The organism is Spirosoma oryzae (assembly GCF_003002825.1).
GTDB lineage: Bacteria > Bacteroidota > Bacteroidia > Cytophagales > Spirosomataceae > Spirosoma > Spirosoma oryzae.
This window is the reverse complement of the sequence record NZ_PVTE01000045.1, coordinates 1-26284: the sequence shown is the minus strand read 5'-3', so window position 1 is coordinate 26284 and position 26284 is coordinate 1. Positions and strand designations below refer to the sequence as shown.

The 26284-nt window shown below is 56.9% G+C and carries 18 protein-coding genes and 1 tRNA gene; 10 read left to right on the top strand and 9 right to left on the bottom strand.

What is annotated here, in order from left to right; genetic code table 11:
• Positions 1 to 458: 458 nt before the first annotated feature.
• The 3 genes from CLV58_RS26830 to CLV58_RS26820 all read right to left on the bottom strand — a co-directional run bounded on the left by CLV58_RS26830 (position 459) and on the right by CLV58_RS26820 (position 4924).
• The gene (locus CLV58_RS26830; RefSeq protein WP_106140926.1) at positions 459 to 953 is read right to left on the bottom strand and encodes a DUF4126 domain-containing protein; all 495 of its coding nucleotides are present in this window, start codon (positions 951 to 953) and stop codon (positions 459 to 461) included.
• Between the two features lie 185 nt (positions 954 to 1138).
• A complete protein-coding gene (locus tag CLV58_RS26825) occupies positions 1139 to 3421 on the bottom strand; it encodes a TonB-dependent receptor (protein ID WP_106140925.1) in 2283 nt (760 codons plus the stop codon).
• A gap of 18 nt (positions 3422 to 3439) precedes the next feature.
• Positions 3440 to 4924, bottom strand: a complete 1485-nt coding sequence (locus CLV58_RS26820) for a capsule assembly Wzi family protein (RefSeq protein WP_106140924.1) — start codon at positions 4922 to 4924, stop codon at positions 3440 to 3442.
• Between the two features lie 598 nt (positions 4925 to 5522).
• On the opposite strand from CLV58_RS26820, the gene CLV58_RS26815 reads away from it, so the two are divergent.
• From CLV58_RS26815 to ruvA, 4 genes are all read left to right on the top strand, one after another.
• Positions 5523 to 6239 (top strand): ferritin-like domain-containing protein, encoded by a 717-nt coding sequence (locus CLV58_RS26815; RefSeq protein ID WP_106140923.1) that lies wholly within the window; start codon positions 5523 to 5525, stop codon positions 6237 to 6239.
• Positions 6240 to 6251: 12 nt separating this feature from the next.
• Positions 6252 to 6986, top strand: coding sequence for a ferritin-like domain-containing protein (locus CLV58_RS26810; RefSeq protein ID WP_106140922.1), 735 nt, complete (start codon positions 6252 to 6254; stop codon positions 6984 to 6986).
• A gap of 213 nt (positions 6987 to 7199) precedes the next feature.
• Positions 7200 to 8564, top strand: coding sequence for a neutral/alkaline non-lysosomal ceramidase N-terminal domain-containing protein (locus CLV58_RS26805; RefSeq protein WP_106140921.1), 1365 nt, complete (start codon positions 7200 to 7202; stop codon positions 8562 to 8564).
• A gap of 61 nt (positions 8565 to 8625) precedes the next feature.
• On the top strand, positions 8626 to 9213 hold the full coding sequence (gene ruvA, locus CLV58_RS26800; RefSeq protein WP_106140920.1) for a Holliday junction branch migration protein RuvA: 588 nt from the start codon (positions 8626 to 8628) through the stop codon (positions 9211 to 9213).
• A gap of 74 nt (positions 9214 to 9287) precedes the next feature.
• On the opposite strand, the gene CLV58_RS26795 is transcribed toward ruvA, so the two are convergent.
• The 6 genes from CLV58_RS26795 to CLV58_RS26770 all read right to left on the bottom strand — a co-directional run bounded on the left by CLV58_RS26795 (position 9288) and on the right by CLV58_RS26770 (position 15761).
• The gene (locus tag CLV58_RS26795) at positions 9288 to 10043 is read right to left on the bottom strand and encodes an SDR family NAD(P)-dependent oxidoreductase (RefSeq protein ID WP_106140919.1); all 756 of its coding nucleotides are present in this window, start codon (positions 10041 to 10043) and stop codon (positions 9288 to 9290) included.
• 68 nt (positions 10044 to 10111) lie between these two features.
• Positions 10112 to 10732, bottom strand: a complete 621-nt coding sequence (locus CLV58_RS26790) for an ABC transporter ATP-binding protein (protein ID WP_106140918.1) — start codon at positions 10730 to 10732, stop codon at positions 10112 to 10114.
• Between the two features lie 175 nt (positions 10733 to 10907).
• A complete protein-coding gene (gene lpxA, locus CLV58_RS26785; RefSeq protein ID WP_106140917.1) occupies positions 10908 to 11705 on the bottom strand; it encodes an acyl-ACP--UDP-N-acetylglucosamine O-acyltransferase in 798 nt (265 codons plus the stop codon).
• Between the two features lie 116 nt (positions 11706 to 11821).
• Complete coding sequence (locus CLV58_RS26780) at positions 11822 to 13216, bottom strand: bifunctional UDP-3-O-[3-hydroxymyristoyl] N-acetylglucosamine deacetylase/3-hydroxyacyl-ACP dehydratase (RefSeq protein ID WP_106140916.1); 1395 nt, start codon at positions 13214 to 13216, stop codon at positions 11822 to 11824.
• A 109-nt stretch (positions 13217 to 13325) separates the two neighbouring features.
• Positions 13326 to 14354, bottom strand: a complete 1029-nt coding sequence (gene lpxD, locus CLV58_RS26775; protein WP_106140915.1) for a UDP-3-O-(3-hydroxymyristoyl)glucosamine N-acyltransferase — start codon at positions 14352 to 14354, stop codon at positions 13326 to 13328.
• 150 nt (positions 14355 to 14504) lie between these two features.
• Positions 14505 to 15761 carry an HD domain-containing protein gene (locus CLV58_RS26770; protein ID WP_106140914.1) on the bottom strand — a complete coding sequence of 419 codons (1257 nt, stop codon included), beginning with the start codon at positions 15759 to 15761 and terminating at the stop codon, positions 14505 to 14507.
• Positions 15762 to 15886: 125 nt separating this feature from the next.
• Between CLV58_RS26770 and CLV58_RS26765 the strand changes: the two genes are divergently transcribed.
• The 6 genes from CLV58_RS26765 to CLV58_RS26740 all read left to right on the top strand — a co-directional run.
• Positions 15887 to 15960, top strand: a tRNA-Ile gene (locus CLV58_RS26765).
• 759 nt (positions 15961 to 16719) lie between these two features.
• Entirely contained in the window at positions 16720 to 17259 is a 540-nt protein-coding gene (locus CLV58_RS26760) for a phage tail protein (RefSeq protein ID WP_106140913.1), read from the top strand.
• A gap of 37 nt (positions 17260 to 17296) precedes the next feature.
• A complete protein-coding gene (locus tag CLV58_RS26755) occupies positions 17297 to 17842 on the top strand; it encodes a phage tail protein (protein ID WP_106140912.1) in 546 nt (181 codons plus the stop codon).
• A 37-nt stretch (positions 17843 to 17879) separates the two neighbouring features.
• On the top strand, positions 17880 to 18416 hold the full coding sequence (locus CLV58_RS26750) for a phage tail protein (protein ID WP_106140911.1): 537 nt from the start codon (positions 17880 to 17882) through the stop codon (positions 18414 to 18416).
• Positions 18417 to 18506: 90 nt separating this feature from the next.
• Positions 18507 to 19481: a methionyl-tRNA formyltransferase gene (locus CLV58_RS26745; protein ID WP_106140910.1), complete on the top strand. Its 975-nt coding sequence runs from the start codon at positions 18507 to 18509 to the stop codon at positions 19479 to 19481.
• A 30-nt stretch (positions 19482 to 19511) separates the two neighbouring features.
• Positions 19512 to 26284 (top strand): putative Ig domain-containing protein (locus CLV58_RS26740; RefSeq protein WP_211300909.1); only part of this gene is annotated, 6773 nt, incomplete at its 3' end.

Sequence of the window (26284 nt, the reverse complement as noted above, 5' to 3'; positions counted from 1 at the left end):
TGGTCTCAGGGTGTTGAGTCAGGCAGTGGAGCGTTTTTATTTCATCAAACTAGGTTATGGACTCAATCCGAATTAAAACCCCTACAAGATTAGCCTAAAGGGGGAGATGTTGGTGTGCAAATTTCACCCCCTTCAGGGGGCGGGGGGTATTGTTAGCCGAAGTAAATTTGGCTGACGTCAGCGCCAACTCAAGAACTTGACAGCCCTACCATTCGAAGGGAGATAAGCGCACTGACAACGACGAAGATACCGAGTAGACTGACTATGAATTTTGACATACAGCGCTGCGTGATGTACAAAAACTGGCAGTAAGCACAAGTAAGCGGTAAGGCAGCTAACTGTATCGTCAAAGCATACAAAAAAAGTGGTCGGTACATGACCGCCCACTTTTCACTAAAGAAAGCACAGGCAGATTCTCTGCGTGATGACGAATCGCTAGATAACGACTACACTACCTGTCAGGCCATCACACCCCGAATATCCGACTGCTGTACGGTCAGGTAGCCCGCGCCGATAGCCAGTGCATCTTCGGCCAGTGCCACGTACGGATCGGGGATGTCCTGCTCCGTTGTCAACCAATGGCGCAGGTAGTAGAAGGCGTAGCTACCGACGGCGGCTCCAACGGCACCGGCTATCGCCCCGTATGGTGCTTCCTTGCCTTCGGCTTCGCTTAATGCTCCGCCCGACAGAGCGCCCGAGCCGATACGTCCCAGGATGGCTGGAAAGGCGATGCGGTCGGGTGCGCTCGGCAGCTTGTCGCCAATCAGTTCGCCGATGGCCGCGACCTTGAACAGGGTGGCCGCTGTCGACGAGTGCATAAAACCTAGTGTGCTGTTGCCCATCGGATTGACGGAGGCCGATGCGATTTTGTTGCTGACGAGGGCGGGGGCTGTCATCGCCCGCATACCCGCGACGATGCCTAGTTGAAACGCGTTGAGATAAGACTTAAGCATAACCGGGTTGTTCGTGAAGTGCGCTACCGCCTGCTGGTGCGTTCGACCAGTTGTTCACAGGAAATAGCAACGCGAGGTATAAACAACACCAGTTCCGTTTTGTGTCGAAAATAGCGTGCCTGGTCCCGACGAGGTATGGCAGGGAGACTCGTTGTAAACCGATATAGGATACGCTTCGGCTACGGTTACCAGAAGTAAGTCAGGCTCAGGCGGGCGAAGAATGGCGTACCGGGTGTAAAATGAATTTCGCTGACGGGCTGGGATTCGCCCTTCAGTCGGCTCTCGGTATCGAACTGGGTTTCTTTCCAGCGGGTATTCAGCAGGTTCTGGATCGTCAGGCCGAGTGTATACTTGTTACGAGCCAATCCCGCAGGGCTGTAGTTGGCTTGCAGATCGGTTACGAAATAACCTTTAGCCACGACGGTGTTGTCTTCGTTCGCCGGTCGGTCGGCCAGGTAGCGGTACCGCAGCGACCCACTCAACCCACGTCCGGTTTGCAGCGACAGACCACCCGTTGAGGTGAAGACGGGGGCCAGGGGGAGGTAGTTCTGTCCCGCTTCGGCATCCAGCGAGCGGGGATTGGCGGTGTTTAGATCCAAATCGGCGAAGAGCGTTTTGGTTAGCTGATACCGTGCCGACAGGTCCAACCCCATCCGGCGCGAGCGACCACTGGGTTCAACGACGCCCGCGTCGCCTACGTACACGAACTCCTGTTGCAGATACAGGTACCAGGCTGCTGCATTGACCAGCAGGCGGGGAAACGGTTTGACAATAATGCCCAGGTCAGTACCGTAGCCGCCGGGCAGAATTTCTCTGCCATTTTCGGCGGTTACCACCCGCGCGTCGTTGGAATGGAACCCTTTACCCGTGTTGAGGTATAGTTGCAGGCCTGGATTGACCGTATAGTACAGGTTCAGCTTGGGCGACACAATGGCCTGCGTTACCCGTTTTGTTGTGGCAGGAGCAGCCAGTAAATCGTCGTACTGCGACCGAAAATAATCGATGCGCAGCCCGGCGTTGATGCTGAACCGACTCGACAGTGCTACGACCTCGTCGGCATATAGCGCTGCGTTGATTTCGTTGACGTTACCGTACTGAAGCCGTTCCAGCGTGATCGTGCGGTCTTTCGTGTGTGACAACTCCGAGCCTTGTGTCAAATCCTGGCGGTACTGCGCCCCCAGCGTAGTTGTCCAGCTCGTGCGACCAATGGTAGCTTGGGTTGCGTAACTGCCGTTGTACCCAAACAGATTCCGTCGCTCTTTCTGCCGGATCTGATCGCCGTTGAGGGTGTCGTTCAGGAAGAAGGTGAAGTTGGAATACAGCTCGAAATTGTAGTTGCTGTAGAAAAACTGGTTTTTGATGATGTGATTCTTCGGGGTTACCGTCGTCAACTGCGCGTTCAGATTCGTGCGGCTGGTTTCACCCCCTTCTGTGGGATCGATGGACCCGAACCAGCCGATCAGGCCTGAATCGACGGCCCGGTCGGGAATCTGCCCGGAGTGATTCCACTTGCTCCAGAACGTCGAGGCCGTCAGCGTCAGGTTGGTATTCGAACCGATGTGACTGTGGTATCTGCCCAGTACGTTGACGCGTTTGAAGTGCTGCGGATTATCGAAATACGAATCGCTGTACGAGTACTCGCCACCCAGATAGGCCGACTGATCCTGTTGCCGGGCGGCTGTGCTTAGCAGATTGATGCCCGCTACCGCCCGGTAGGTGTTGAACTGACCGGCTTCCAGCTTGACAAACGAGCGGTCGAGGGTTGTTCGGGTACGCATATTGGCCCAGCCTGCCGTCGCCAGATTGCCCTGATCGGTGGTGTACGGCCCTTTCTTGAAGTCGACGCTTTCCACCAGTTCGGGGATGACGAAATGTAGGTCGGCGTAGCCCTGCCCGTGGGCGTGCGACACCATGTTGACCGGCATACCGTCGACGCTCAGGCGAATGTCGGTGCCGTGGTCTAAGTCAAAACCGCGCAGGAACAGTTGTTCAGCCTTGCCACCCCCGGCATGCTGTCCGATGAACAGGCCCGGTACCAGCCGTAAAATCTCCTGCGAGTTGACGATAGGGCGTAGTTTGATGTCGATGCTGCTGATAAGCTGTTGATCGGCTGGCCGAAGCGCCGACACGGTTATCGCACTCAGGTTGACCGGAGCCGAAACAAGACTCGTCTGGATGTGTGCGGTTTGATCGTCGCCCACGGCCGTCTCCTGCACGATGGAAGCATAACCCACGTGTGAAAACTCGACTCGGTACAGCATGGGTGCCAGTCGGTCGAAGCGGTAACGGCCCAGTTCATCGGTTAGCGCCAGCTTGCCGGTACCGACCAGCTTGACCGTAACCCCCCGCAGTGGCAACCGGGTCTGGGCGTCGTTGACCGTGCCCGTAAGCGTACCCAGGTGAGCGAAGGCAAGCTGTAGCGTTAGTAGTATCAGTAAGCTGGTCAGGAAGAGAGATTTTGATTGCATAGTCTGGTTGATGCGATGTTACCATCGTTTGCGCAGGCCGACAAAGCCGCCGGTAGTTGCGGGTAGTAGCTGTCCCTGATCGGTGGCCAGCGAGGCTGTCAGTTGGGTGCCGGCCAGCCGTGGTAGTTGCCACTGGGCGCTCACCAGTGCCGAGAACTGATTGAGTGGCGTTGGGTACGGTTCGCCAAACGTACCGTAGTTGCGGCTGTAGGAAAACCGGACGGTCCAGTCGAGGGTAGCACCAAACTGCCCCATCGCGGCTACGTAGCCCATGTCGATCCGGTTATTGGGAAAATACTGGCTTCGCCGGGCCGTTGGCCGAACTTCGTTTCCTGGCATGATAAACGGTGTACCGATCGTGCGGCCCAGGTACGACCAGCCCTCGCTGTATTGACTGTGATTGAAGTAATTGTCGGCACCCTGATATTGCGCGTTATAATCGAACGTCGAACCGCTCTGGTTGGTCGTCGTCAGGTACTCGACAACGACTCGATTCAGCCGACTTTGTTGTCCGTCGGTCGTTCTGTGCCAGCTAAGGCCCGTCAGCCCGTCGGGGGCATTGACCCAGAGCAAACCCGACAGATCTTCGTAAATATGCTGGTGATAAAGCAGCCAGGTGCCCATCTGGGTGTTCATCTCGACGCCCAGATCCATGCTGCCCAGCCCGTTTCCGAACCAGTAGGCTCCGTCGAAACTGGTGTAGTCGGCAGTTTCCCAGCTGTCGGGACGCGTGCCCAGTACCACGGCCGGATAGTATTTGATCTGTGACGGGAGTTTGCCGTTGACGGCCACCGTCGATCCTGTCAGATAATCGGCCTGCCCGGCCCACTGCACTTCGTGGTTAACGCCCAGATACCCCTTGAACCGACTGGCCGGTTTACCCAGCCGTAGGTAGAGGTATTTCTGGTGTAGGTACGACCCCTGGATATAAGCGCCCGTAAACCAGCCGTGAATGAAGCCCGCATTGAGCGCCACGAATCGTTTGGTAAAGCCCAGCGGCACGTATCCCCGCGTGGCCAGTTGTACCTTCGGAATCGGAATGGCATTACCCGATCCGTTGATAAAGCCCGACGAGAGCGTCGAATCACCCAGCCCCGTCAACTGCCGCCACCGCCCGACGGCCAACTCGATTGCTTTCCAGCGGCCTTTGACGTATAGTTCAGGCAACAACACGCGACTTTCCGTAGCCACGTTGCCCACCAGCTGCGCCCCAACCGACCAGTCGAACCGGCGCGGGCGGCTGGTCGTGTCGGTTCGGTAGGGTTTCCAGAGGCTGGCCCGTAGTGTTCCGGCGGGGGCTGTCAGCGGTACGGTTCCCCACTGATTGGCCCGAAGCCAGAACGGCATCACCTGTCCCGAAGCCGCCCAGCCGCCAATGTCCGCCTGTCCCTGCCAGCGATTCTGTGTTACAGATTGACCCTGCCCTGGCTGATTTGTCAGACCAAGAAGTGCGGGTATTAGCCAACATAGCCGTACGAATGGCCGGGATGTAACGGAAAGCATCGTTAGTTGGGCGATTTAGTCAGCAAGCTAGGAAACTGTGCGCTGTTGGCGAACACGCCAAGTAAGATAAACCGCCAGTATAGCAAGAGCAGTCCGTGGCCAGCGTTTGCGCTTACCAAACCGGGTTACCGTAGACAAAGCGAGTAAATTACAAATCTACATGAAGAGAAGGAGGGTATTGCATAAACGTGGTCAACAGCGCTAATCATGAAGTTAACCGTTGTCGGGAGTGAACCCGGTAGGCCGCGAATCGATCGGCTACGACACACTGATTTGAACGGGATAAGCAGCATAAACAATTGGTATGTACGCTGGAGGGCTACCGGAATCGGCGGTCTCAACACGTAAAAAGACTGTTTTTCTGCTAAAAATTAATAATTTTTTTAGATGCGCCAATTTTGTGTCAATACATTGATTGTCAATAACTTATTGTTGAAAGTTGGTCGGCAATTCGGCTTTCGACAGTGATTGTTCGGCTATATACGCGGTTGCGCCACGAAAAAAATACTCAACTGCTAAATCCAACTGAGGGCCGTATACGTAGGTTGGTCATTCGCTTGTTTGCAGGGCGTGAGCCATGCAGTCTACTTGAGTTTCTATGGATGTACAACAGAATGAATCGGGCCTGCCGTCGTTGCCGGGTCAGTTTGAACCGGTCAGAGTCGGTCGCCGACTATTTCTGCGCTTCGCCGGCGCGCTGACAGCCGGGGGTGCCCTTCTCTCGGCTTGTAAGGATGAAGAGAACCCAACGACAGTGATGGCTACCGTTGATCTGGGGTCGGGCGACGTGGGTATTCTCAATTACGCCTATGCACTGGAGCAACTCGAAGCCGCTTTTTACACGCAGGTCGTTTCTACGCCGTTCAGCGGTATAACCACGGCAGAGACTCAGATCCTGACTGACCTTCGTGACCACGAAATTATTCACCGCGAATTTTTCAAAGCGGCTTTGTCGACAAACGCCATTGGTTCGCTGACGCCTAATTTCACAGGCATCAATTTCAGTGACCGGAGCAGTGTTTTGAATACAGCGAAGGCATTCGAGGATCTTGGTGTAGCCGCTTACAACGGTGCAGGCAACCTGATTAAAGACGTAAACTATCTGGCTATTGCCGGTAAGATTGTTTCAGTGGAAGCGCGTCATGCAGCCGCTATTCGCGACCTGCTCAACCCAAAATCAGCGGACTTTGCTGGCGACGATGTTGTAACGCCATCGACCGGTCTTGATGCCGCTACCAAGCCGTCGGGCGTATTACCAACGGCACAACGATTTGTCAGAACGCCAATTTCCGGCGCTAACCTTCCAACGGCTTAATTACAGTATCGCATGGATTTGATCAAACTTATTTCGGATATCGAGCAGGTTGATGCTGATGCAAGCGAGCGGTTAAGCTTTTATACGCGTCGCAAACTGTTCAAACTAGGGTCACGCGTGGCAGCCGCTGCCATTCCAACTATCGTGGCTGGCTCGCTCAATGAAGTACTTGCCCAATCGTCGGCAGCCGTGGAAGTAGCCAAATATGCACTGACACTGGAATACCTGGAAGACGATTTTTACCAGAAAGGATTAGCTGCGTCGGGGCTGATTCCGTCGAGCGACCGGACGATTTTTTCACAGATCAGCAAGCACGAAACGGCACACGTTGCGCTGTTACAGAGTGCATTAGGGGCTAGTGCTCAGGCTAAGCCGACATTCAAGTATCCGACTGGCACGTTTACGAGCTATCAGACATTTGTTGCAACGGCCCGGATTCTTGAAGACACAGGCGTCGCTGCCTACAAAGGGCAGGCCGGTGCGTTGATCAATGATAAAAATCTGTTGCAGGTAGCCTTGCAGATTCACTCCGTGGAGGCCCGGCATGCATCAGAGATCCGGCGGCTGGCCGGATTGAAAGGATGGGTAAGCGACTCTGTTTCGACGAACTCGTCGCTGACACAGGGTGGAGTAAATTTAAAGACGCTGCCCAACACGACGGGAATTTCGGACGATAACTTCCGGGCGGCATTTGACGAGCCGCTAACGTCGGCACAGGTGCTGGCAATTGCTGCCCCGTTTTTGTAATCGACATTAAATGCAGTTGATACTGACGTAGACATAGCACATGTCTGAATGAACGAATCAACGGCTGATTGATATATAGGGAGACCGGATATCCGGTAGGTTGTGGAAAAGCATCGGGGTTTCTCCGGTGCTTTTTTTGTGTCTGGAACCGCCAATGGGCGGTTTTTTTTGTTGCTTGCGGCCCCGTTTTATCATTGAGGGCGTTATCTGCTTATGAAGGTTATTCGTATTGTGTCGAACGTGCTGTTGGGGCTGCTCGTGGTTGTGTTGCTGCTGGCTGCTATTGGCCTGGCCCCCGTCGACGATACGCCGTATCAGCAAATGGACTATTACCGGAAAACCCGGCAGCAGTTGGCGGCTTTACCAAGTCCGCCCAAGCCAACGGCCGCGTTGCAGGCTGGCTGGGCAAAAGTAAACATCACGCCCAGTTTCACGACTGCAACGGGTGGCTATGGTGCCCGGCTGGGTAAGCACTGGCATACGGTCAACGACTCAATTTTTGCGCGGGCGGTGGTGCTCGACAACGGCAGCAACCGCGTCGCGATCGTTGGGTTGGATCTGCTGATTACCCCGCCTACCGTTGTCGAAGCGCTGAAGAAACGATTGCCGGAAGTCGGGATGCGCTGGGAAAACGTGTACATGGGCGCCATTCATTCGCACAACAGCCTGGGTGGCTGGGCACCGGGTCTGGTCGGGCAATTGATTGCCGGAGGGTACGATGAACGCGTTGTACCATTGATCACAAACGGTATTCTGGCTGCTATCCGGCAGGCACAGGCCAATATGAGTTCCGCCGAACTGGGTTACGGCCAAACCAACGCCAGCGATCTGATCTATAACCGGATGGCGAACTCAGGACCGACGGGTCCGCTCGATGGTACCGTCCGCTTGCTGAAGCTGAAAAAGAAAACGGGGCAAACCGCCCTGATCTGTTCGTTTGCCGGTCATGCGACGCTCTTTGACGACAGCGCAAGCGAATACCTTAGCCGCGACTATCCGGGCGCGCTGGTCGACCGGCTGGAAAAAGACGATGCCGACTTTGCCGTCTTCCTGGCCGGTGCGGTGGGGAGTACCGGTCCCGAAGTCAAAGCACCCGACGACTTCGCCGAAATACGGACTTACGCCGGCGAACTGGCGGATCGAATTGAGCGGGTGCTGCCCACGATAACGACCCGCACCGACAGCACGCTGGCCATGCTGACCTTGCCGCTAGGGCTGCGCGAACCCAATCCACGCATCATCGGCAACTGGCGCGTGCGGCCGTGGCTATTCTACACCATCTACGGCGACTACCCATCGGATCTTAAGGCCCTGCACCTTGGCAATACGGTGCTGATCGGTACACCCTGCGACTTCTCCGGTGAGCTGGCTGTCGAGCTGGCCCCGGCTGCCAAACGCGACGGTGTCAACCTGATGGTCACCAGTTTCGAGGGCGGCTACATCGGCTACATAACCCCCGATCGGTACTACGACCGGCAACAGTACGAGGTTCGGGAAATGAACTGGTTCGGTCCGTACAACGGGGCTTATTTCAAGGAAATGATGACCGGACTGCTCGACCGGATCACCCGAAAATGAGCAATTTTTTGTATCTTTACTTAGTGGTAAAGGGCTATAAACCAAGCTGATAAATTACTGAATGATTGCTTATTTAGACGGGCAACTGTCCTATAAAGAAACCACGTATGCCATCATCGATGTACAGGGTGTTGGCTACGGGGTTCATATCTCCCTGCAAACCTACGCGACGCTGCCCGGTGGTGGCGACCGCATCAAACTGTTCATTCATCACCTGTTTCGCGAAGATGCCCAACTGCTGTATGGCTTCGCTAGCGCCGACGAGAAATCGCTTTTTCTCGATCTGATCGGCGTGTCAGGCGTCGGCCCCAACACGGCCCTGGGTATGCTGTCAGCCATGCAGCCGGCCGACCTGCGGCTGGCGATTCTGGGCGAAAACGTCCGGGCGGTGCAGGCTATCAAAGGCATTGGTGCCAAAACGGCCCAGCGCATTATTCTGGAACTACGCGACAAGATGAAGAAATCGGGTGTCGTTCCCGACGGGCCGTCCTACCGGCAGCAGACCAGTAATCCGGTGCGGGAAGAGTCGGTGGCAGCCCTTATGGCGCTGGGCTTTCCCAAGCCAACGGCCGAGAAGAGCGTCGACGATGCGTTACGCGCCGATCCAACGCTCTCCGTCGAAGCCGTCATCCGGCAGGCACTGCGGTAGCCGGTACACGGTATTCTGTTTACGGTGAGTTGCCAGCAAAGCACCGTAAACAGAATACCGTACACTGAAAACCATTATTGTGCCAGATACCCACCGTCGACGGGGTAATACGCACCCGTGACAAAGGATGCCTTTGGCGACGAGAGCCACACAACCAGTTCCGCGACTTCCTCGGGCTTACCCAAACGTCCCGCCGGGTGAAGCCCAGCCAACGCGTCCAGGGCATCGTTTGTCATGTGGTTGGTAAGCAGGGGTGTTTCAATGTACGCTGGCCCTACTGCATTGACGCGGATACCGCGTTCTGCGTATTCCAGCGCAGCCGCTTTCGTTAGCCCGACGACACCGTGTTTGGCTGCTACATAGGCCGATGACAACCGCGTGCCTACCTGACCCAGAATCGATGCCATGTTGATGATTGTGCCGTGCCCCTGCTTTTCCATTTGCAGAAGCTGGTACTTCATGCAGTAAAATACGCCGACCAGGTTGACGTCGATTACGTTCTGCCAGCTTTCCAGACTGTAGTCGCCGACCTTGTTCTGCTCCCCGCCGATACCGGCATTGTTGCAGGCAATGTCCAGTTTCCCGTAGCGATTGACGGCTTCGGTAACTAGCCGTTCGCAGTCGACGGGATCGCCGACGTCGGCCAGTATAAACTGACTTTGCACGTCCATACCCCGAATCTGCTCGACAACGACCTGTCCTTTTTCTGCATCCAGATCAGAGACCAGTACGTTGGCCCCATGCTGTGCGTATAACAAGGCAACGGCCTTGCCGATACCCGACGATGCGCCGGTAACGAGTGCGGTTTTACCTGCCAGTGAATGTTCCATACCAGATTGATTACTTTCTGGTTAGAACGGCTGGCAAAATCAATGGTTTGGAAAAAAGGCGACGCGCTTTACCGCTTCCACTGCGTCACGTCGAGTACGTTGGGGCAAAAATCGTACTCGTCCGGCTGGTTGGAGCCGATAAGGAGTAATTGATTGGGGCTGAGCTGACGGACCTGTTCGTGATACCAGTCGGCACCCTGTCGGTCGAGGTTCGCTGTTGGCTCATCGAGAATAACGACGGGTACGTCGGAGAAGAAGGCCAGCCCCAGCTTGACCCGTTGCTTCATACCCGACGAGAAGTATTTGATCTCCTTATGGCGGGCCCCCGTGAGCCAGAGCCGGTCGGCTACAGCCGCTGGGGTGAGTCCGGCCTTGAACGGCTTGAACGTCTGGTGAAAAACAAGCAATTCATCGAGGGTTAGTTCCTCGATCAGTTCCAGGTAGGGGGTCGCCACGCTAATCTGTCGAAACCAGGTATCGGGGTCCAGCGTGCGACCGTTCAGCGAGAAGGAGATCGTTCCTTCGGTTGCGGGCAGATTCCCGGCCAGCAATTGCAGCAGCGTCGATTTGCCGCTGCCGTTAGGCCCCACAAACGTGTAGCTCGTCCCGGCCGATAAGGTCAGGTCGACACGCCGGACGATCCATTCCCGACGGTACTTTTTTCCGAGCTGCGCTGCGTTGATTTGCATGGAGTGCGGTGGTCGGTACTCAGTTTACGGTTTACAGTATCTATCGCGACTACGTAGCCACTTACACAGCTACACGTTCGGGTGATCATCAGGCGAACTACGCACAAGTCGACCCGGTGCAGCGATCTGCGCTACGAACGCACCGTAAACTGTAAACCGAGTACCGTAAACCGGCTTAGTCTCTGTCGGAGCTACTGGACGCTGGACCTTTCATGATACCGCGTTCAGAACTACGAATAAAATTGACAATATCGTCGCGCTCGTCGGACGGCGGCAACTCAAGTTCGATCTGCGTGAGGGCTTCGGCGTTATTGAGACCGCGCAGGTAGATGTATCGGTAGATTTCCTGAACCTGATTAATCTGATCGTTGTCGAAGCCGCGCCGACGCAGCCCGATGGAATTGATACCGGTATACGACAGGGGTTCGCGGGCTGCTTTCGTGAAGGGGGGGACGTCTTTACGAACCAGTGAACCACCCGAAATCATCGCGTGTGCTCCGATCTTCACCCATTGATGCACCGAACTCGACCCACCGATAATTGCCCAGTCGCCCATGTGTACATGCCCTGCCATCTGTACATTGTTGATGACCAGGCAGTTGTTGCCAATCCGGCAGTCATGGGCGATGTGTGCATACGCCATAATCAGACAGTTGGCCCCGATCTCGGTTTTCCAGTGTTCTTCCGTACCCCGGCTGATGGTGGCGTACTCCCGAATCGTGGTATTGTCGCCGATGACGGTCAGCGTGTATTCATTCTTGAATTTCAGATCCTGCGGAGTCGATGAAATAACGGCACCGGGGTAAATCTTGCAGTTACGGCCGATGCGCGCGCCCTCGTTGATGACCGCGTGGGAGCCAATCCAGGTCCCTTCCGCAATTTCAACGTCCTTGTGGATGATGGCGAACGGCTCGATCACCACGTTCTGCGCAATTTTCGCTTCCGGGTGGATGTACGCTAATGGTTGAATCATTGTTGTTCGAAGCGTTTGTAGTTGGTGGTTCGTAGTTAAGGCCGTATACTGCTGCTGTTGCCGGAACTACAAATCCCGGCGGGGAACCGCACAAACGACAACCCACGAACTATAAACTACTTTTTCTTAACCAGACTGGCAATCATGTCGGCTTCGCAAACCAGTTGGTTGGCGACGTAACCGCGTCCCTGCATTTTTACGATACCGCGCTTCATGGGCGAGGTAAACTCACACCGGAAAATTACCGTGTCGCCGGGCAAAACGTTGCGCCGGAACCGGCAATTTTCGATGCCAACGAGGAACGGCCAATAGTTTTCGGGGTCTGAGACGGTGCTTAGGACCAGAATACCGCCCGTTTGTGCCATGGCTTCCAGCTGCATGACGCCCGGCATAACGGGGTTGCCCGGAAAGTGACCGGGGAAGAACGGCTCGTTCATGGTCACGTTCTTGATACCGACTACGCTGTTCTCGTCCAGGGCGATAATCTTGTCGATCATCTGGAACGGATAGCGGTGAGCCAGTATCTGCGATATCCGGTTGATGTCGAATACGGGCGGTTGCGTCGGATCGTATTGCGGAACCTGATTGGCCGCGTTCTTCTGAATCAGCTTCTTGATCTTTTTGGCAAACGCTACGTTGGCTGCGTGGCCGGGGCGGGCCGCCAGAATCTGCGCTTTGATGGGCCGTCCGATCAGTGCCAGATCACCCACGACATCGAGCAGCTTGTGGCGGGCCATCTCGTTCGGGTAGTGCAGCTCCAGGTTGTTCAGGATACCGTCACTTTGGTTAACACTGACTTTGGGTTTGTTCAGCAGGTCGGCCAGGTAATCGAGTTCGCCGTCTTTTACCTCCCGGTCGACGATAACGATTGCATTCGTCAGGTCACCGCCTTTGATGAGGTTTTGCTTATAGAGTGTTTCCAGCTCGTGCAGGAAGACAAACGTCCGGCAACTGGCGATCTGCTCCGGAAACTGGCTGATGTCGTTCAGGTACGCGTGCTGACTGGGAATAACCCGCGAGTTGTAATCGACCATCACCGTCAGGCGGTAATCGTTAAGCGGCAGGGCCGCCATCTCGATGTCTTTGTCGGGATTTCGGTAATGGACGTATTCGGTTACCTCGAAGTAGTTGCGCTGGGCGTTCTGCTCTTCGATACCCGCGTCGCGCAGGGCGTCGATAAACTGAATCGACGAGCCATCCATGATCGGCGGCTCAGGACCATCGAGCTGAATCAGGATGTTGTCGAGTTGTAAACCGACCAGGGCCGCCAGCGTATGCTCAACCGTATGTACGCGCGCGCCACTTTGTTCAAGCGTCGTACCACGCGACAGGTCGACAACATTGTCGACGTCAGCATCAACGATAGGTTGTCCGGGCAGGTCGACCCGCTGGAACTTGTAGCCGTGGTTGGTCGGTGCCGGCAAAAACGTCATCGTTGCCCTGACGCCCGTGTGCAGGCCAACGCCCGATACCGAAACGGCCTTCCGAATAGTCTGTTGTTTTGTATTCATCCGTATGTTTCTGCGGTATTCGGTTTACAGTTTACGGTGGTGCGGTAGCCGCTGAAACTTGCCTGTCGCACGACGATTACACCGTGAACTGTAAACCGAATACCGTAAACTACTTATTCGTTTTCTTTTCCAAATCCGTGAGTCGCCGGTCGAGGTCCGGAAGTTTCCGGAATACCGCCAGCGACCGCATACTTTCTTTCAGCCCAAACGCAGGCGAACTGTTGATCGCCGTGTTGGTTTCGGTGACGTTCTTACCAACCCCTGACTGCGCCCCGACTTTCGTGCCGTCGGCAATGACCAGGTGACCCGCAAAGCCAACCTGCCCGCCAATGACACAGTTCGCGCCAATCTTGGTCGACCCCGATACGCCCGACTGCGCGGCAATGACCGTGTTCTGGCCAATCTCGACGTTGTGACCGATCTGAATCAGGTTGTCGAGTTTGGCTCCCCGCCGGATAATTGTCGAGCCCATCGTGGCACAGTCGATGGTCGTACCGGACCCGACGTTGACATGATCTTCGAGAATGACGTTGCCCAGCTGTGGGATGGTTTTGTACGTACCATCGGGTTGCGGAGCAAAGCCAAACCCTTCGCTACCGATGACCGCGTTGCCGTGAATAACGCAGTGCCGGCCAATGACGCAGTCGCGGAGAATACGCGCACCGGCATGGATGATCGTGCCATCACCGATGCTGACATTGTCGCCGATGTAGGCGTGTGGGTAAATCTTGACGTTGTTGCCCAGGCGGCAGTTACGACCGATATACGAAAACGCACCCCGGTATATACCGTCGCCGGTGCTGCTTCCGGCCCCCATGTAGGCGGGTTCCTCCACACCCGTCCGGGCATAGTTGATCTGCTGGTAATACTGTTCCAGCAGTTGGGTAAATGCCGAATACGAATTGTCGACGTAAATCAGACTGGCCGTAACGGGCTTCTGCGGCCGGAAACTACGGTTGACAATGACCGCCGATGCACCCGTAGTGTACAGGTGCTGCTCGTATTTTAGATTGGCGAGGAACGAGATGTCTCCCGTAGCCCCTTCTTCTATTTTGGCAATGTTTCGAATGGGAAGCGTCTCGTCGCCTTCGACTTCGCCACCTAGCAGCGTAGCAATCTGCCTGACAGTAAACTCCATAATACGTTAATGGCCTGCGCCAGCTCCCGGACCAGCCGGAATTTCGGCCGCTAAGGTAGGCAACAAATTGCACTTTGTTGGGGTGTCGGTCTGATTATGACAACAGCCGGTCGGTTTACGATACCGGCGTATGGGTTGCTCCGATTTTCATCAGAAAGTACTTACCGGCTCCCGTACGACTAGATCCCGTGCCCAGCAAACGTAATACCGGCGCACAATATTGGTCAGTACCTGAATATTAGACAAATCCGACGCATCGGCAATGTCGATTACCTGACCCGAGCGCAGCTTGATATTGATTCGTTCCTGCGAAGGCAGATAAGCCGCGTTAGTTGCCTGCCCCTCGATGAGAAAATAGGACAGCGCATCGTCAGCCAGGCCTTTCCGACGCAGCTGCGTTTCCAGTTCGGTCAGCAATTCGCCGGAGAAGGGTTCGGTCGAGAGCATGATTTTGAACAGTCGCCGGTCGAGTAACATCTGACAGATGGTGGCCAGCACGAAATCGTCGTGCTGCGCCCACTGCTTCACGCACGACCACACATCGTAATCGTCGAGCTGCGTAAACGCGCGTAAATAGTGGTCTTCCCGGCTAAATTGCTCCAGCGACACGCTTTCGGTCAGAAACAGGCGAAAGGGTGGGGGAGCTACCACATCGACGCCCTGCCGGATGAGGAAGCGGGCCCGGCGCAGGATCTGCACCAGCATCGACTCGCAGCAGATCGACGTTTTGTGCAGATACACCTGCCAGTACATCAGCCGCCGGGCGTTCAGAAAATTCTCGACACTCAGAATGCCTTTGGCTTCAACGACCAGTTCGTCGTTGACCAGATCAAGCATCTTGATGATTCGTTCGGCCCCGATCGCTCCTTCGGCCACACCCGTGTAATAGCCGTCGCGATTCAGGTAGTCCATCCGGTCCATGTCCAGCTGACTGGATACGAGCTGGTGAAAAAACGGGCGGGGGTAGGTGCCTTCGAACATGGTAATCGCCATGGACAGCCGCCCGCCGAACTGCCGATTCAGTTCCTTCATCAGCAGCAGCGAAATCGTTTCGTGATGCACGTGGTCGAGCAGCGACGATTCAAGCACGTGGGAGCAGGGGCCGTGGCCGATGTCGTGCAGCAGAATAGCGATCTGCGCCGATTCGCATTCGTCGTCGCTGATCCGGTGCCCTTTGCTTTGCAGCGTCTGCATCGCCTGGCCCATCAGGTGCATCGCTCCCAGCGCGTGATGAAAGCGGGTGTGCAGCGCACCGGGGTAGATATAATCGGCCAGTCCCATCTGCCGGATGCGCCGAAGCCGTTGAAAATACGGGTGCTCGACCAGGTCGAACAGCAGCTCGGTTGGAATGGTGATAAACCCGTAAACCGGATCGTTGAGAATCTTCTTTTTATTGGGGACGGCCATACGACAAAGATACCGTCCCGGTACTGACCGGACAGGACCGGTTGCTTAAATTTTACGTTGAACTGGTATTGGCTACGAAAAAAGCGTAAATTTGCTCTGTCGATTCTGAGTCATCAGACGGCAACGGGCTTGTAACTCAGTTGGTTAGAGTGCCTGACTCATAATCAGTAAGTCCCAGGTTCGAGCCCTGGCTGGCCCACTTCCTGAAAAGCACCTGCGTTTACGCGTGGGTGCTTTTTTGTTTTCTGGCTTATAACCGTCCGGTTAAGTCGGCTACGAATAGCCTCTTCCCACACTTCTATTCATCTACTACCTGTTGGAGTGTATCCACGCGCAGGTCAATCGCATTCAGCCGTACACACCGTTCAGATACATTGGGTTTTAGGTCAGACAGCCGCTACGGGCGATTCGACCAAGTCTGACAACGGAACGTGCGTCGCCATTGATTATTCAGCCCTTCTCTTCACATCCAGTATGCTCACTCGCCATGCTCATTACCGAGAGTGATAGCTACCGTTGAGAATGGTAATGCAACTGACGGAGCAGTCACACAAAAGAAAAGATACCGCTTGTTGGAAATAGTAGCAGGTAGTCCGGCGATAGACCGTCATTTGGCGAAAGTTGACAAAATGGCGAAACTACGATGCTATCACTTTCGCTATTGTCAGAAAGAGTATACTTAATATTAAAATAAATTATTATCGGTATACTAAAAAGAACGTTTCATATACCATTTACGAAAAATAGTTATGAATCGATAAGATATAAGAAGACCTTAGCCGCTACTAAATCGCTCATTTGCAATGCCAAAGCCGGGTATGATGACTACGTAATCGCTACCGACTACTAGTCGTTGGTTGAGGATGGGGACGTGGAATTCATGCACGTATTCATACCAGCCCCTACTTCGCTTTTCCGTGCAGTGATTTACAACCTTTCCACTTTTTACCCCCTTTTTATGGACCCCTTCTTAGGAGAAATCCGCCTGCTACCCTTCCGTGCTGCCCCACGTGGTTGGGCCCTGTGTCAGGGGCAGTTACTGGCTATTAGACAAAACACGGCGCTGTTTTCGCTGCTAGGTACCAACTATGGCGGTGATGGGAAAACCACTTTCGCCTTGCCCGACCTGCGCGGCCGGGCCGCTGTAGGTACCGGACAAGGCGCCGGCCTGAGCGATTACAGCCTGGGTGAAGCAACGGGCGTGCCCAGCGTGACGCTGCTCAACACGGAAATGCCGATGCACACCCACACGCTGCTGGCCACTCTGAATGCGAGTAGTAGCAACGCCGGGGCCACCTCGCCCGCCGGAGGAGTGTTTGCGGCTTCTTCCAACAACAACGAATATACGGAAGGCCAGGGCGCTGTTTCCTTGGCCGCTGACTTTGTAAGTGGTAGCTCGAATGGGGCGGGTAATGGTCTCCCGCACGAGAACATGATGCCCTACTTGACCCTCAATTACTGCATTGCCCTGCAGGGGGTCTTCCCGCCCCGTCCCTAAAACCTTCTTACTATCACTTTAGCTACTCTTTGATTCTATGGACGCAACCATTGGCGAAATCCGTCTGGTCGGATTTACCTATGCCCCTGCCGGGTGGGCGCTATGCAACGGGCAACTGTTGAACATTTCCGATTATGACACTTTGTACAGCCTGCTGGGTACTACGTACGGCGGAGATGGGCAGAATACCTTTGGCTTGCCCAACATGTGCAGCCGCTTAGTGCCAGGTACCGGTGCTGGGCCCGGCCTGTCGAACTACACGCAGGGACAGATGGGCGGTGTTGAAAACGTGACGCTAAATACCTTACAGCTACCCGCGCATACGCACCCGCTAGGACCCAATACCACTGCCAGCGCTAGCACCCAAGCCAACGGGCAAAACCCACCGCCCGCCAATGCCTACCCGGCCGTGGCCACTTCGGACCTGTACAACTTGGCCGCTCCCAACACTACCCTGGCACCGGGGTCGGTGACCGGTACCGCACAGCCGGCCGGTAACAATATGCCCCATACTAACTTACAACCCACGCTGGCGCTCAATTACATCATTGCCCTGGAGGGCATTTACCCCAGCAGACCCTAACTACTTCGGCCGTCTCACCTCCTTCTATTCTTTTCTCATGTACGAATGTTACTTAGGGCAGATTCAGCCCATTGGATTTGGCTATGCGCCCAAAGGCTGGACTCTGTGCCAGGGGCAGTTACTGGCAATCACCCAAAATACGGCGCTGTTTTCGCTGCTGGGTACCACGTACGGTGGTGATGGAGTGACCACCTTCGCCTTGCCCGACCTGCGCGCGCGAGTACCCATCGGCACTGGCCAGGGGGGCGGCCTGCCCAGCTATGCCCAGGGCCAGCCAGGCGGTCTTGAGCAGGTTACGTTGACAGTTAACAACATGCCTCCCCACATTCACCAGGTACAAGGCACGATGAAGGCAGGCGGCACTGGTGAGTTCGACAATCCCGACGGTGTGTATCTGGCCGACGGTACACTGAAAGAATACAGTACTGGTCCCAAAAACACCACGATGCAGGCCAATAGTGTCAACGGTAATCTGACTACCACCGGAGGTAACCAGGCCCACGAAAATCGGCCGCCGTTCATTGCTATGAACTACGCCATTGCGCTGGTTGGTATTTACCCTTCTTTTGATTAGTACAACGCCAGAAGCTGGACTGCTTGTTTGTCCGGCTTCTGGCGTGTGACGACAGCCGTGCCGTTCTATCTAACCCATTCCTACGTTTCGATGCGTCTTGCTATCATTATAAGCAGCCCACTGGGATTTCCTTTGTTGCACGCGCTGATTCGTACGGGTGCGGCAGTAGAAGTGGCTGTGCCCGCTACGAATCAGCCCGAAATCGAGGAACTGGTTGGTCAACTAGCGGGGGTGGACCTAGTACCGCGTCGCCTGGTGCGGGCGGGGCTGGGTGAAACCCTTGCCGACTGGATTGCCGAATGGCAACCCTCCGTCGTACTGGTACTTACGTTTCCATGGCGGGTGCCTGCCCGAGTACTGGCATTGCCGCCCCACGGCTTTCTGAACGTACACTTTGCCGCTCTGCCGAACTACCGGGGTCCCGCGCCGTTGTTTTGGCAACTTCGTAACCGCGAGTCGGTCGGTGCCGTAACGATTCACCGTATGGAGGCCGACTTCGACACGGGGGCGATACTACTGGAATTGCCCGTTCCCATCGGGCCCGACGATACCTACGGCTTACACCACACCAACCTCGCCAATAGAGCAGCGACGCTGGCACCGCAATTAGTGGCCCTTTTGCAACTTCCGACGGGTACGTTACCCATGCGGGCACAGCCAGAAGCTGCTGCGCACTACTGGCCGCGCCCCGCGCTACCCGACTTGTGCCTGCAATGGGATACCCCGGCTGCCGAGTGCTACGCCCTGGTGCGGGCTGCCAATCCCTGGAATCGGGGCGTATTTGCCCTGTTGCGCGGCCACCCGATCCGCATTCTGGCGGTGCAGCCACTGCCGGGCGTGGCGCACGAACACCCCCCCGGTACCGTGCTGCGGGCCGACGCGCAGGCAGGCGTACTGGTGGCCTGTGGTAGCGGTGAGGTGCTTCGATTAGAGATGGTGTTACTAGCGGAAGGCTATTTTACTGGTTTTCAATTAATATCTCTAGGCTTACAAGTCGGTGAGCGTTTAGGAACGCTGCCGGTTGCAGGTGCTGCCATGGGCAGGGCCGTAGCAGCACTCGTGTGATTCTTTCTTTTCTCTTATCGCTTACTATTTATGAGACGATTACTACTTATTTTCCTATTATTCCTATGTAGCTGGTCGAAAATGAACGTTGTTCAGGCTCAAACCACCATTGCACAGGAAAGCTTTGAGTCGGCGAATGCGCCGGCTGGCAGCGCTAGCAGCTATGGTTATAGCAGCTTTTCATCCAATACCTTTGATCTTCGGCCGAACTCGACCACAGAGTATTTTGTACGGTCGCAGCAGCCGGTCACGGGCTTCTTCAGCAGTAACATTGGTGGTATCGATGGCTCCTGGCTCTGGGCGTGCGAAGGCGTACGCGGAACAGGGGGGGTATCCAGTACGTCTAATCCGCCGACCCGGTCGGCCGGATACGTGCAACTGAATAGTATCAGTATTGCCGGCAAAAGTAACGTCCAGGTCAAAGTGTTGTTTGCCAACTCGCGCGGGCCGGGCAGCGGTGCGACAGGGGGCGGAGCCCCGTATCTATGGGAAACCGATGACTTTGTGCGGGTTAAAGTCCGCGTGGACGGCGGCAACTGGACAACCATTGGGCAATTCACGGGTGACAATTCGAACCCCAATAACAACACTCAGGGCGTGCTACGCCTGGATGCGAACCTGAACAATTCTTCCGTCGACGATGAGGCCCTTACGACTCCCTCTCCTAGCATAACGAGTACTTTCCAAGACTTCACATTCAATGTGGCTGGCACCGGCTCCACGATGGACGTGATGGTGGAAGCCGACTACGCTGGCGCTTCGGAAGAACTGGCCTTCGACAATATCCGCGTGCTGGGCACCCAGGCCACTACGGCCGCCCCGGTGCTGGCCAACATTGAGAACACCAGCCTGAATTACAACGAGGGCGACCCCGCCACGCAGATTACCGGAACCCTAACGGTGGCTGATACCGACAGTCCCAACCTGACGGGCGGCTCGGTACGAATCACTACGGGCCTCGTGCCGGCACAGGACCGGCTCCTGTTTACAAACCAGAACGGCATAACAGGTTCTTACAACACATCTACCGGCGTACTGACCCTGACGGGTACAGCCTCGGTAGCAGCTTACCAGGCAGCACTGCGCTCGGTGCAGTACCAGAACATTCAGACGGTGACGGCCATTGGTGGGCTGCGCCTGGTTAGCTTCAACCTGACCGACGGCAGCACTGCTTCCAATACCGCATCGCGCAATGTCATCGTAAACGCGCAGCTCAATAGTCCGGCCGCGTTGCCCTACGTCGAAGATTTTGAAACTGACGGCGAAGGCTTGCGCTACGCTTCCGATACCTGGTTGAACAGTGGTTCATGCCTGGGCTTCCTGCGTACGAACCAGAATCCCTACCCCTGCACACCGGTCACCATCGGTAACATCAGTAATTCGTACTACTGGTATTCTGAGGGTACTAGTAACCCCGCCAATCCCAACCCGGTCGACATCGGTACGCTGACGCTGGCCCCGGTTAACGCCACCGGTTATGCTAACCTGCGCTTCGGTATTCGGATGGCTACCGGGCAGAGCGCCCAGTGGGAAAACGATGATTTTGTTAAATTCTATTATCGGGTAAATGGCGGTGCCTGGGTATTATTTAGTGCTTTTTATGGCAATGGTACCCTAGCCGCTCCCGGAGAACTACAGCGTGATACCGACCTGGATGGTGTGGCTGATGGGGGTGCGGGTAGTCTCACGCTGAACAGTACCATGCAAACGGCGGATCTGGCCCTGCCTTCCACTGTGACAGGTGCCTCGGTCGATTTCCAGATTCTTGTTAGCAGCGACGGGCAGGAGGAGTTCATGTTCGACCGCATCAACATCACCGGCACGCAGGTGACTACGGTCAACTCCATCGTGCGCGCCAGTGCCAACCCCACCAACATGGCCACGGTCAACTACACGGTAACCTTCGGGTCGCCGGTGACGGGCTTGACGGCTTCCAACTTCTCACTCACCACCAGCGGCATTGCGGGTGCCTCGGTGGGCACGCCGGTAGCAGGCGCGAACAATACTTGGACGGTGCCGGTGAATACGGGCACCGGCACTGGCACTCTGACGCTGAACCTGGCCAACAGCACTGGTCTCTCATCCAGCATTTCTACCACTCTGCCGTTTACGGGCGAAACCTACACCATCGACAAGACGGCTCCGGCAGTAACCATCACCTCCTCGGCTGGTACGAACGGGGGTACCACAGGTACCACGCCCATTCCGTTCACGATTACCTTTTCGGAAGTCGTGTCAGGCTTCGCGCTGGGTGACCTGACGGTAACGGGTGGTACACCCTCAGGCCTCTCTGGTACGGGTACAACCTACACCTTTAACGTGACACCCACTACGGCGGGCGTTGTTACCACGGTGAACATTGCGGCTAGTGTGGCCCAGGATGCGGCCGGCAACGGCAACACGGCGGCCGCGCAGTATAGCATCACCTACCAGCAGCCCGCTGTAACGGTAACCTCGGTGACGCGCCTGACGCCCTCGCCCACGGCTACAGCCCAGGTGAGCTACCGCGTCGCCTTCTCGGGCGCGGTAACGGGCCTGACCACGGGGAATTTCAACCTGACTACGTCGGGACTGAATGGTGCCACCGTAGCCAGCCTTGCGGGATCGGCTACGACCTACACGGTGACGGTCAACACCGGCACGGGCGATGGCGACCTGACACTGAACGTAGCCAACGCCACAGGCGTTTCGCCCACGATCAGTAACGTGCCCTACACCAGTGGCGATCGGTATACCATCACCAGGAGCTTCGCGGCCGCGCCCACCCTGCGCATTCAGGCAGCGGGTAGCAACAGTGGCAACGGCGACGTGACGGCCTTCGTGGACGTGGTACAGGTACTGCAAAGTGGCACCAGCACCGCCGTGGCCAACGCCGTACAAAACGCCAGCTTCGAGACCAACAACGTGGACCCGGCCAACTTCAAGAAGGCGGGCGACGGTGTGGTAGCCTCGCCCTGGCTCTTCACCGGCCTGGCTGGCATTTCGCGCAACAACAGCGCCTTTGGTTCGTCAGCCGCTGAAGGCGACGCGGTGGGCCTGTTGCAGAGCGCCGGCGACAACAACGCCAGCATCTCGCAGAGCCTAGCCGTGTCCACGGGCAGCTACCAGGTCCGCTTCCGGGCCGTTCAGCGCAACTACACCTCGCTCGACCAGCGGCTGAACGTGTTCGTCAACAACGTGTTCGTGGGCAACATTCAGCCCAACAACATCCCTACCTACGACACCTTCACCTCGGCTAGCTTCAACGTGACGGCCCCGGCCTTGACGGCCACGGTGAGCACGAACTCCGCCAGCCCCACCAGCACCACGCCCATTCCCTTTGCGGTGACTTTTTCGCAGAGCGTGGGCAGCACCTTCACGGCCTCGGATATAACGGTGTCGGGCGGCACGCTAGCCAGCGGTAGCTTCAGCGGCTCGGGTGGCGGTCCGTATACCTTTACGGTGATACCCGCCGGTATCGGCACTGTAACGGTAAGCCTGGCTGCTAACGTGGCCCTCGATGCCAACAACACGGGCAACTCGGCCAGCAACTCGCTGAGCGTGCAGTTTCAGGCCCCCACCATCACGCTAGCACCGACCACGCTGCCCGATGGTACGCAGGGTACGGCCTACAGCCAGGCCCTTACCACCTCGGGCGGCACGGTGCCCTATGGCTACGCCATTACCGGCGGCTCGCTGCCCGCTGGTCTGATCCTGAACCTAAGCACGGGCACGATTTCGGGTACACCCACCGCCAATGGCTCGTTCAACTTCACGGTGACGGCCCGCGACAACTCGCCGGCCCCCGGCCCCTACAGCGGCTCGCAGAGCTACACGCTTGTCATCAACCCCCAGCCGGTGACAACGGCTCCGGTCGTGACGGCTCCTGCCAACGGGGCGCTGGTCAACACGGCTACGCCCACCTACACCGGTACGGCACCGGCCAACAGCACGGTGACCGTCTACGTGGACAACACTAGCATCGGTGCCACGACGGCCAACGCGGCCGGCAGTTGGGCCCTGACCCAGCCCACGGCGCTGAGCCAGGGTGACCACCAGGTGCGGGCGACGGCCCAGCGCAGCGGGCAGGCCGTGAGCCCCAATTCGAACACGAATACATTCACCGTCGATACCGTAGCGCCGACGGTAGTCCTAAGCAGTAACACGGTAGCCAACGGCGGTACGACTTCGACCTCACCGATCCTGTTTACGGCTACCTTCTCGGAGCCTGTGACGGGACTGACCAGCACTGGTATATCGGTGTCCGGCGGCTCGGTGACCAGCGGGCCAACGGCCGGTAGCGGCAACACGTACACTTTTCAGGTTACGCCCAGCGGGGTTGGTACGGTGGCCGTGCAGGTACTGGCCAATACTGTCCAGGATCGGGCCGGTAACACCAACACGAACTCAAGTCCGTACACGTTTACCTTCCAGGCACCCACTATCTCGTTGACGCCGGCCTTGCTGCCCAATGGCACAGTAGGCGTAGCTTATAGCCTGGTATTTACGGCCTCGGGCGGCACTAGCCCCTATACCTATGCCATCACGGCGGGCGCGCTGCCAGCGGGCATGAGGCTGGCCGGTAATGGTACGCTTTCGGGTACACCCACGGCTGGTGGTTCGTTCAACTTTACGGTGACGGCTACCGATAACGCAGCTAGCCCAGGCCCCTACAGTGGCTCCCGTAGCTATACGTTTACAATCAACGCTCCCACCGTTGCGCTGTTGCCGAATACATTGCCCAATGGCCAGCAGGGGACGGCCTATAGCGTGGTGTTTACGGCCTCGGGCGGTACCAGCCCCTACACCTATGCTATCTTGGCGGGCTCGCTGCCGGCGGGACTGACACTAGCTAGTAATGGTACACTTTCGGGTATACCCACAGCTAGCGGTTCGTTCAACATTACGGTGACGGCTACTGATGCGTCGACTGGCGCGGGCCCCTACAGCGGCTCGCGGGGTTATACGCTCACCATCAACCCCCAACTGGTGACGGCGGCTCCGGTCGTGACGGCGCCCGCCAACGGGGCGCTGGTCAACACGGCTACGCCCACCTACACCGGTACGGCACCGGCTAATAGCACGGTGACCGTTTATGTCGATGACACCAGCATCGGCACCACCACCGCTACGGGTGGGGGAACCTGGAGCCTGACCCAGCCCACGGCCCTGAGCCAGGGTGACCATCGGGTGCGGGCGACGGCCCAGCGCAGCGGGCAGGCCGTGAGCGCCAGTTCGAACACGAATACATTCACTGTCGATACCGTAGCGCCGACTGTGGTCATTGCCTCCTCCGCCGGAGCCAGCGGCAGCACCACCGGCACCACACCCATTCTCTTCTCGGTCATCTTCTCGGAGCCTGTGACAGGTTTCGTGGCCACCGATCTGACCGTGTCGGGTGGCAGTGTTGGCAATTTCGCGGGTAGTGGCACAAGCTATACCTTCGACGTTACGCCTACGGCTGATGGGCTGATCACCGTCGAGGTAGCAGCCAGCGTAGCCCAGGATGGGGCCAACAGCGGCAACACGGCCGCTACACCGTTTACTATCACCTACAGTCGCCCCGTGACGGCAACGCCCGTTGTGATAACGCCCGCCAACGGCAGTCTCATCACGGCGACCAAACCGACCTATACTGGTACGGCTACGGCATCGGCTAGTCTGACCCTGGTGGTCGATGAGAATATCGCTACCAGCCAGACAACTACTGTCGACGGGTCGGGCAACTGGACGCTTACCCAACTGAGCGATCTGACACCGGGGGGGCACACCGTGCAGGCCCGCGCGCAGTTAGCTGGCCAGGCGGTCAGCGCCTATAGTGCGGTTAACTCGTTCACCGTCGTGGTGCTGCCTGGCGTTGTCACGGCCACACCTACGGGAGTAAGTAGCAGTGGTGCCACGCTGGGTGGCGAGGTAACCGACGCCGGTGCGGGTACGGTCAGTGAGCGGGGCGTGGTCTACGTCGCCGGTAACGGAACCCCCACCATCAGCGATACCAAAGTGGCTATTGGGGCGGGAACGGGTAGTTTCGCCCAGGCCGTAACCAACCTGAGCCCGTCAACGACGTACTCGGTACGGGCCTACGCCATCAACCAGGCGGGGACCAGCTACGGCACGACGCAGCTCGTCTCGACGGGCAACGCGCTGGCGATCGGTTCCGTAACACCCGAAGCCGTATGCGCGGGAGGGACGATCAGCGTGGCCTACACGAACTCCTCACCAGGCACAACCCTGGTGGTGTACCTTAACGGTCCGTCGACGAGTAACCTGCTGCTGACGACGCTGAACGCCAGTCAGGCCAGCGGCACGATTACGGCATCTATTCCCGCCGACCGCGTGGCCGGTCAGTATTCAGTCTACCTCAGTGGGGGCGGTGCCAGCTCGGGTAGCGTCAACCTGACGGTAAAAGTAATCCCGCCCGCACCGTCGACAATGCCGGTTACGGTTTGCCAGAACACCACGCCGGTCTCGCTGGCTACGGGTGTGACGGCTTCGCAGGGAGCCTCCTTGAACTGGTATACGGCCGCGACCGGTGGCACCGCATCTGCCAATGCGCCGGTGCCACCGACCAGTACGGTTGGTTCGACCACCTACTACGTCAGTCAGCTGGGCAACGGCTGCGAAAGTCCACGGGTGGCCCTGATCTATACGGTCAATGCTCTGCCCGTGGCAACGCTGACCAACGACGGCCCGCTGAGTTGCGCTAAGACAACGGTGACCCTGACGGCCGGTGAAGGGAGTAACTACCGGTTCAGTGATGGCGCTGCCCAGGTTGGAACCAGCAATCAGGCAACTGTCAGCCTGAACGCTACCTACAGCGTGAC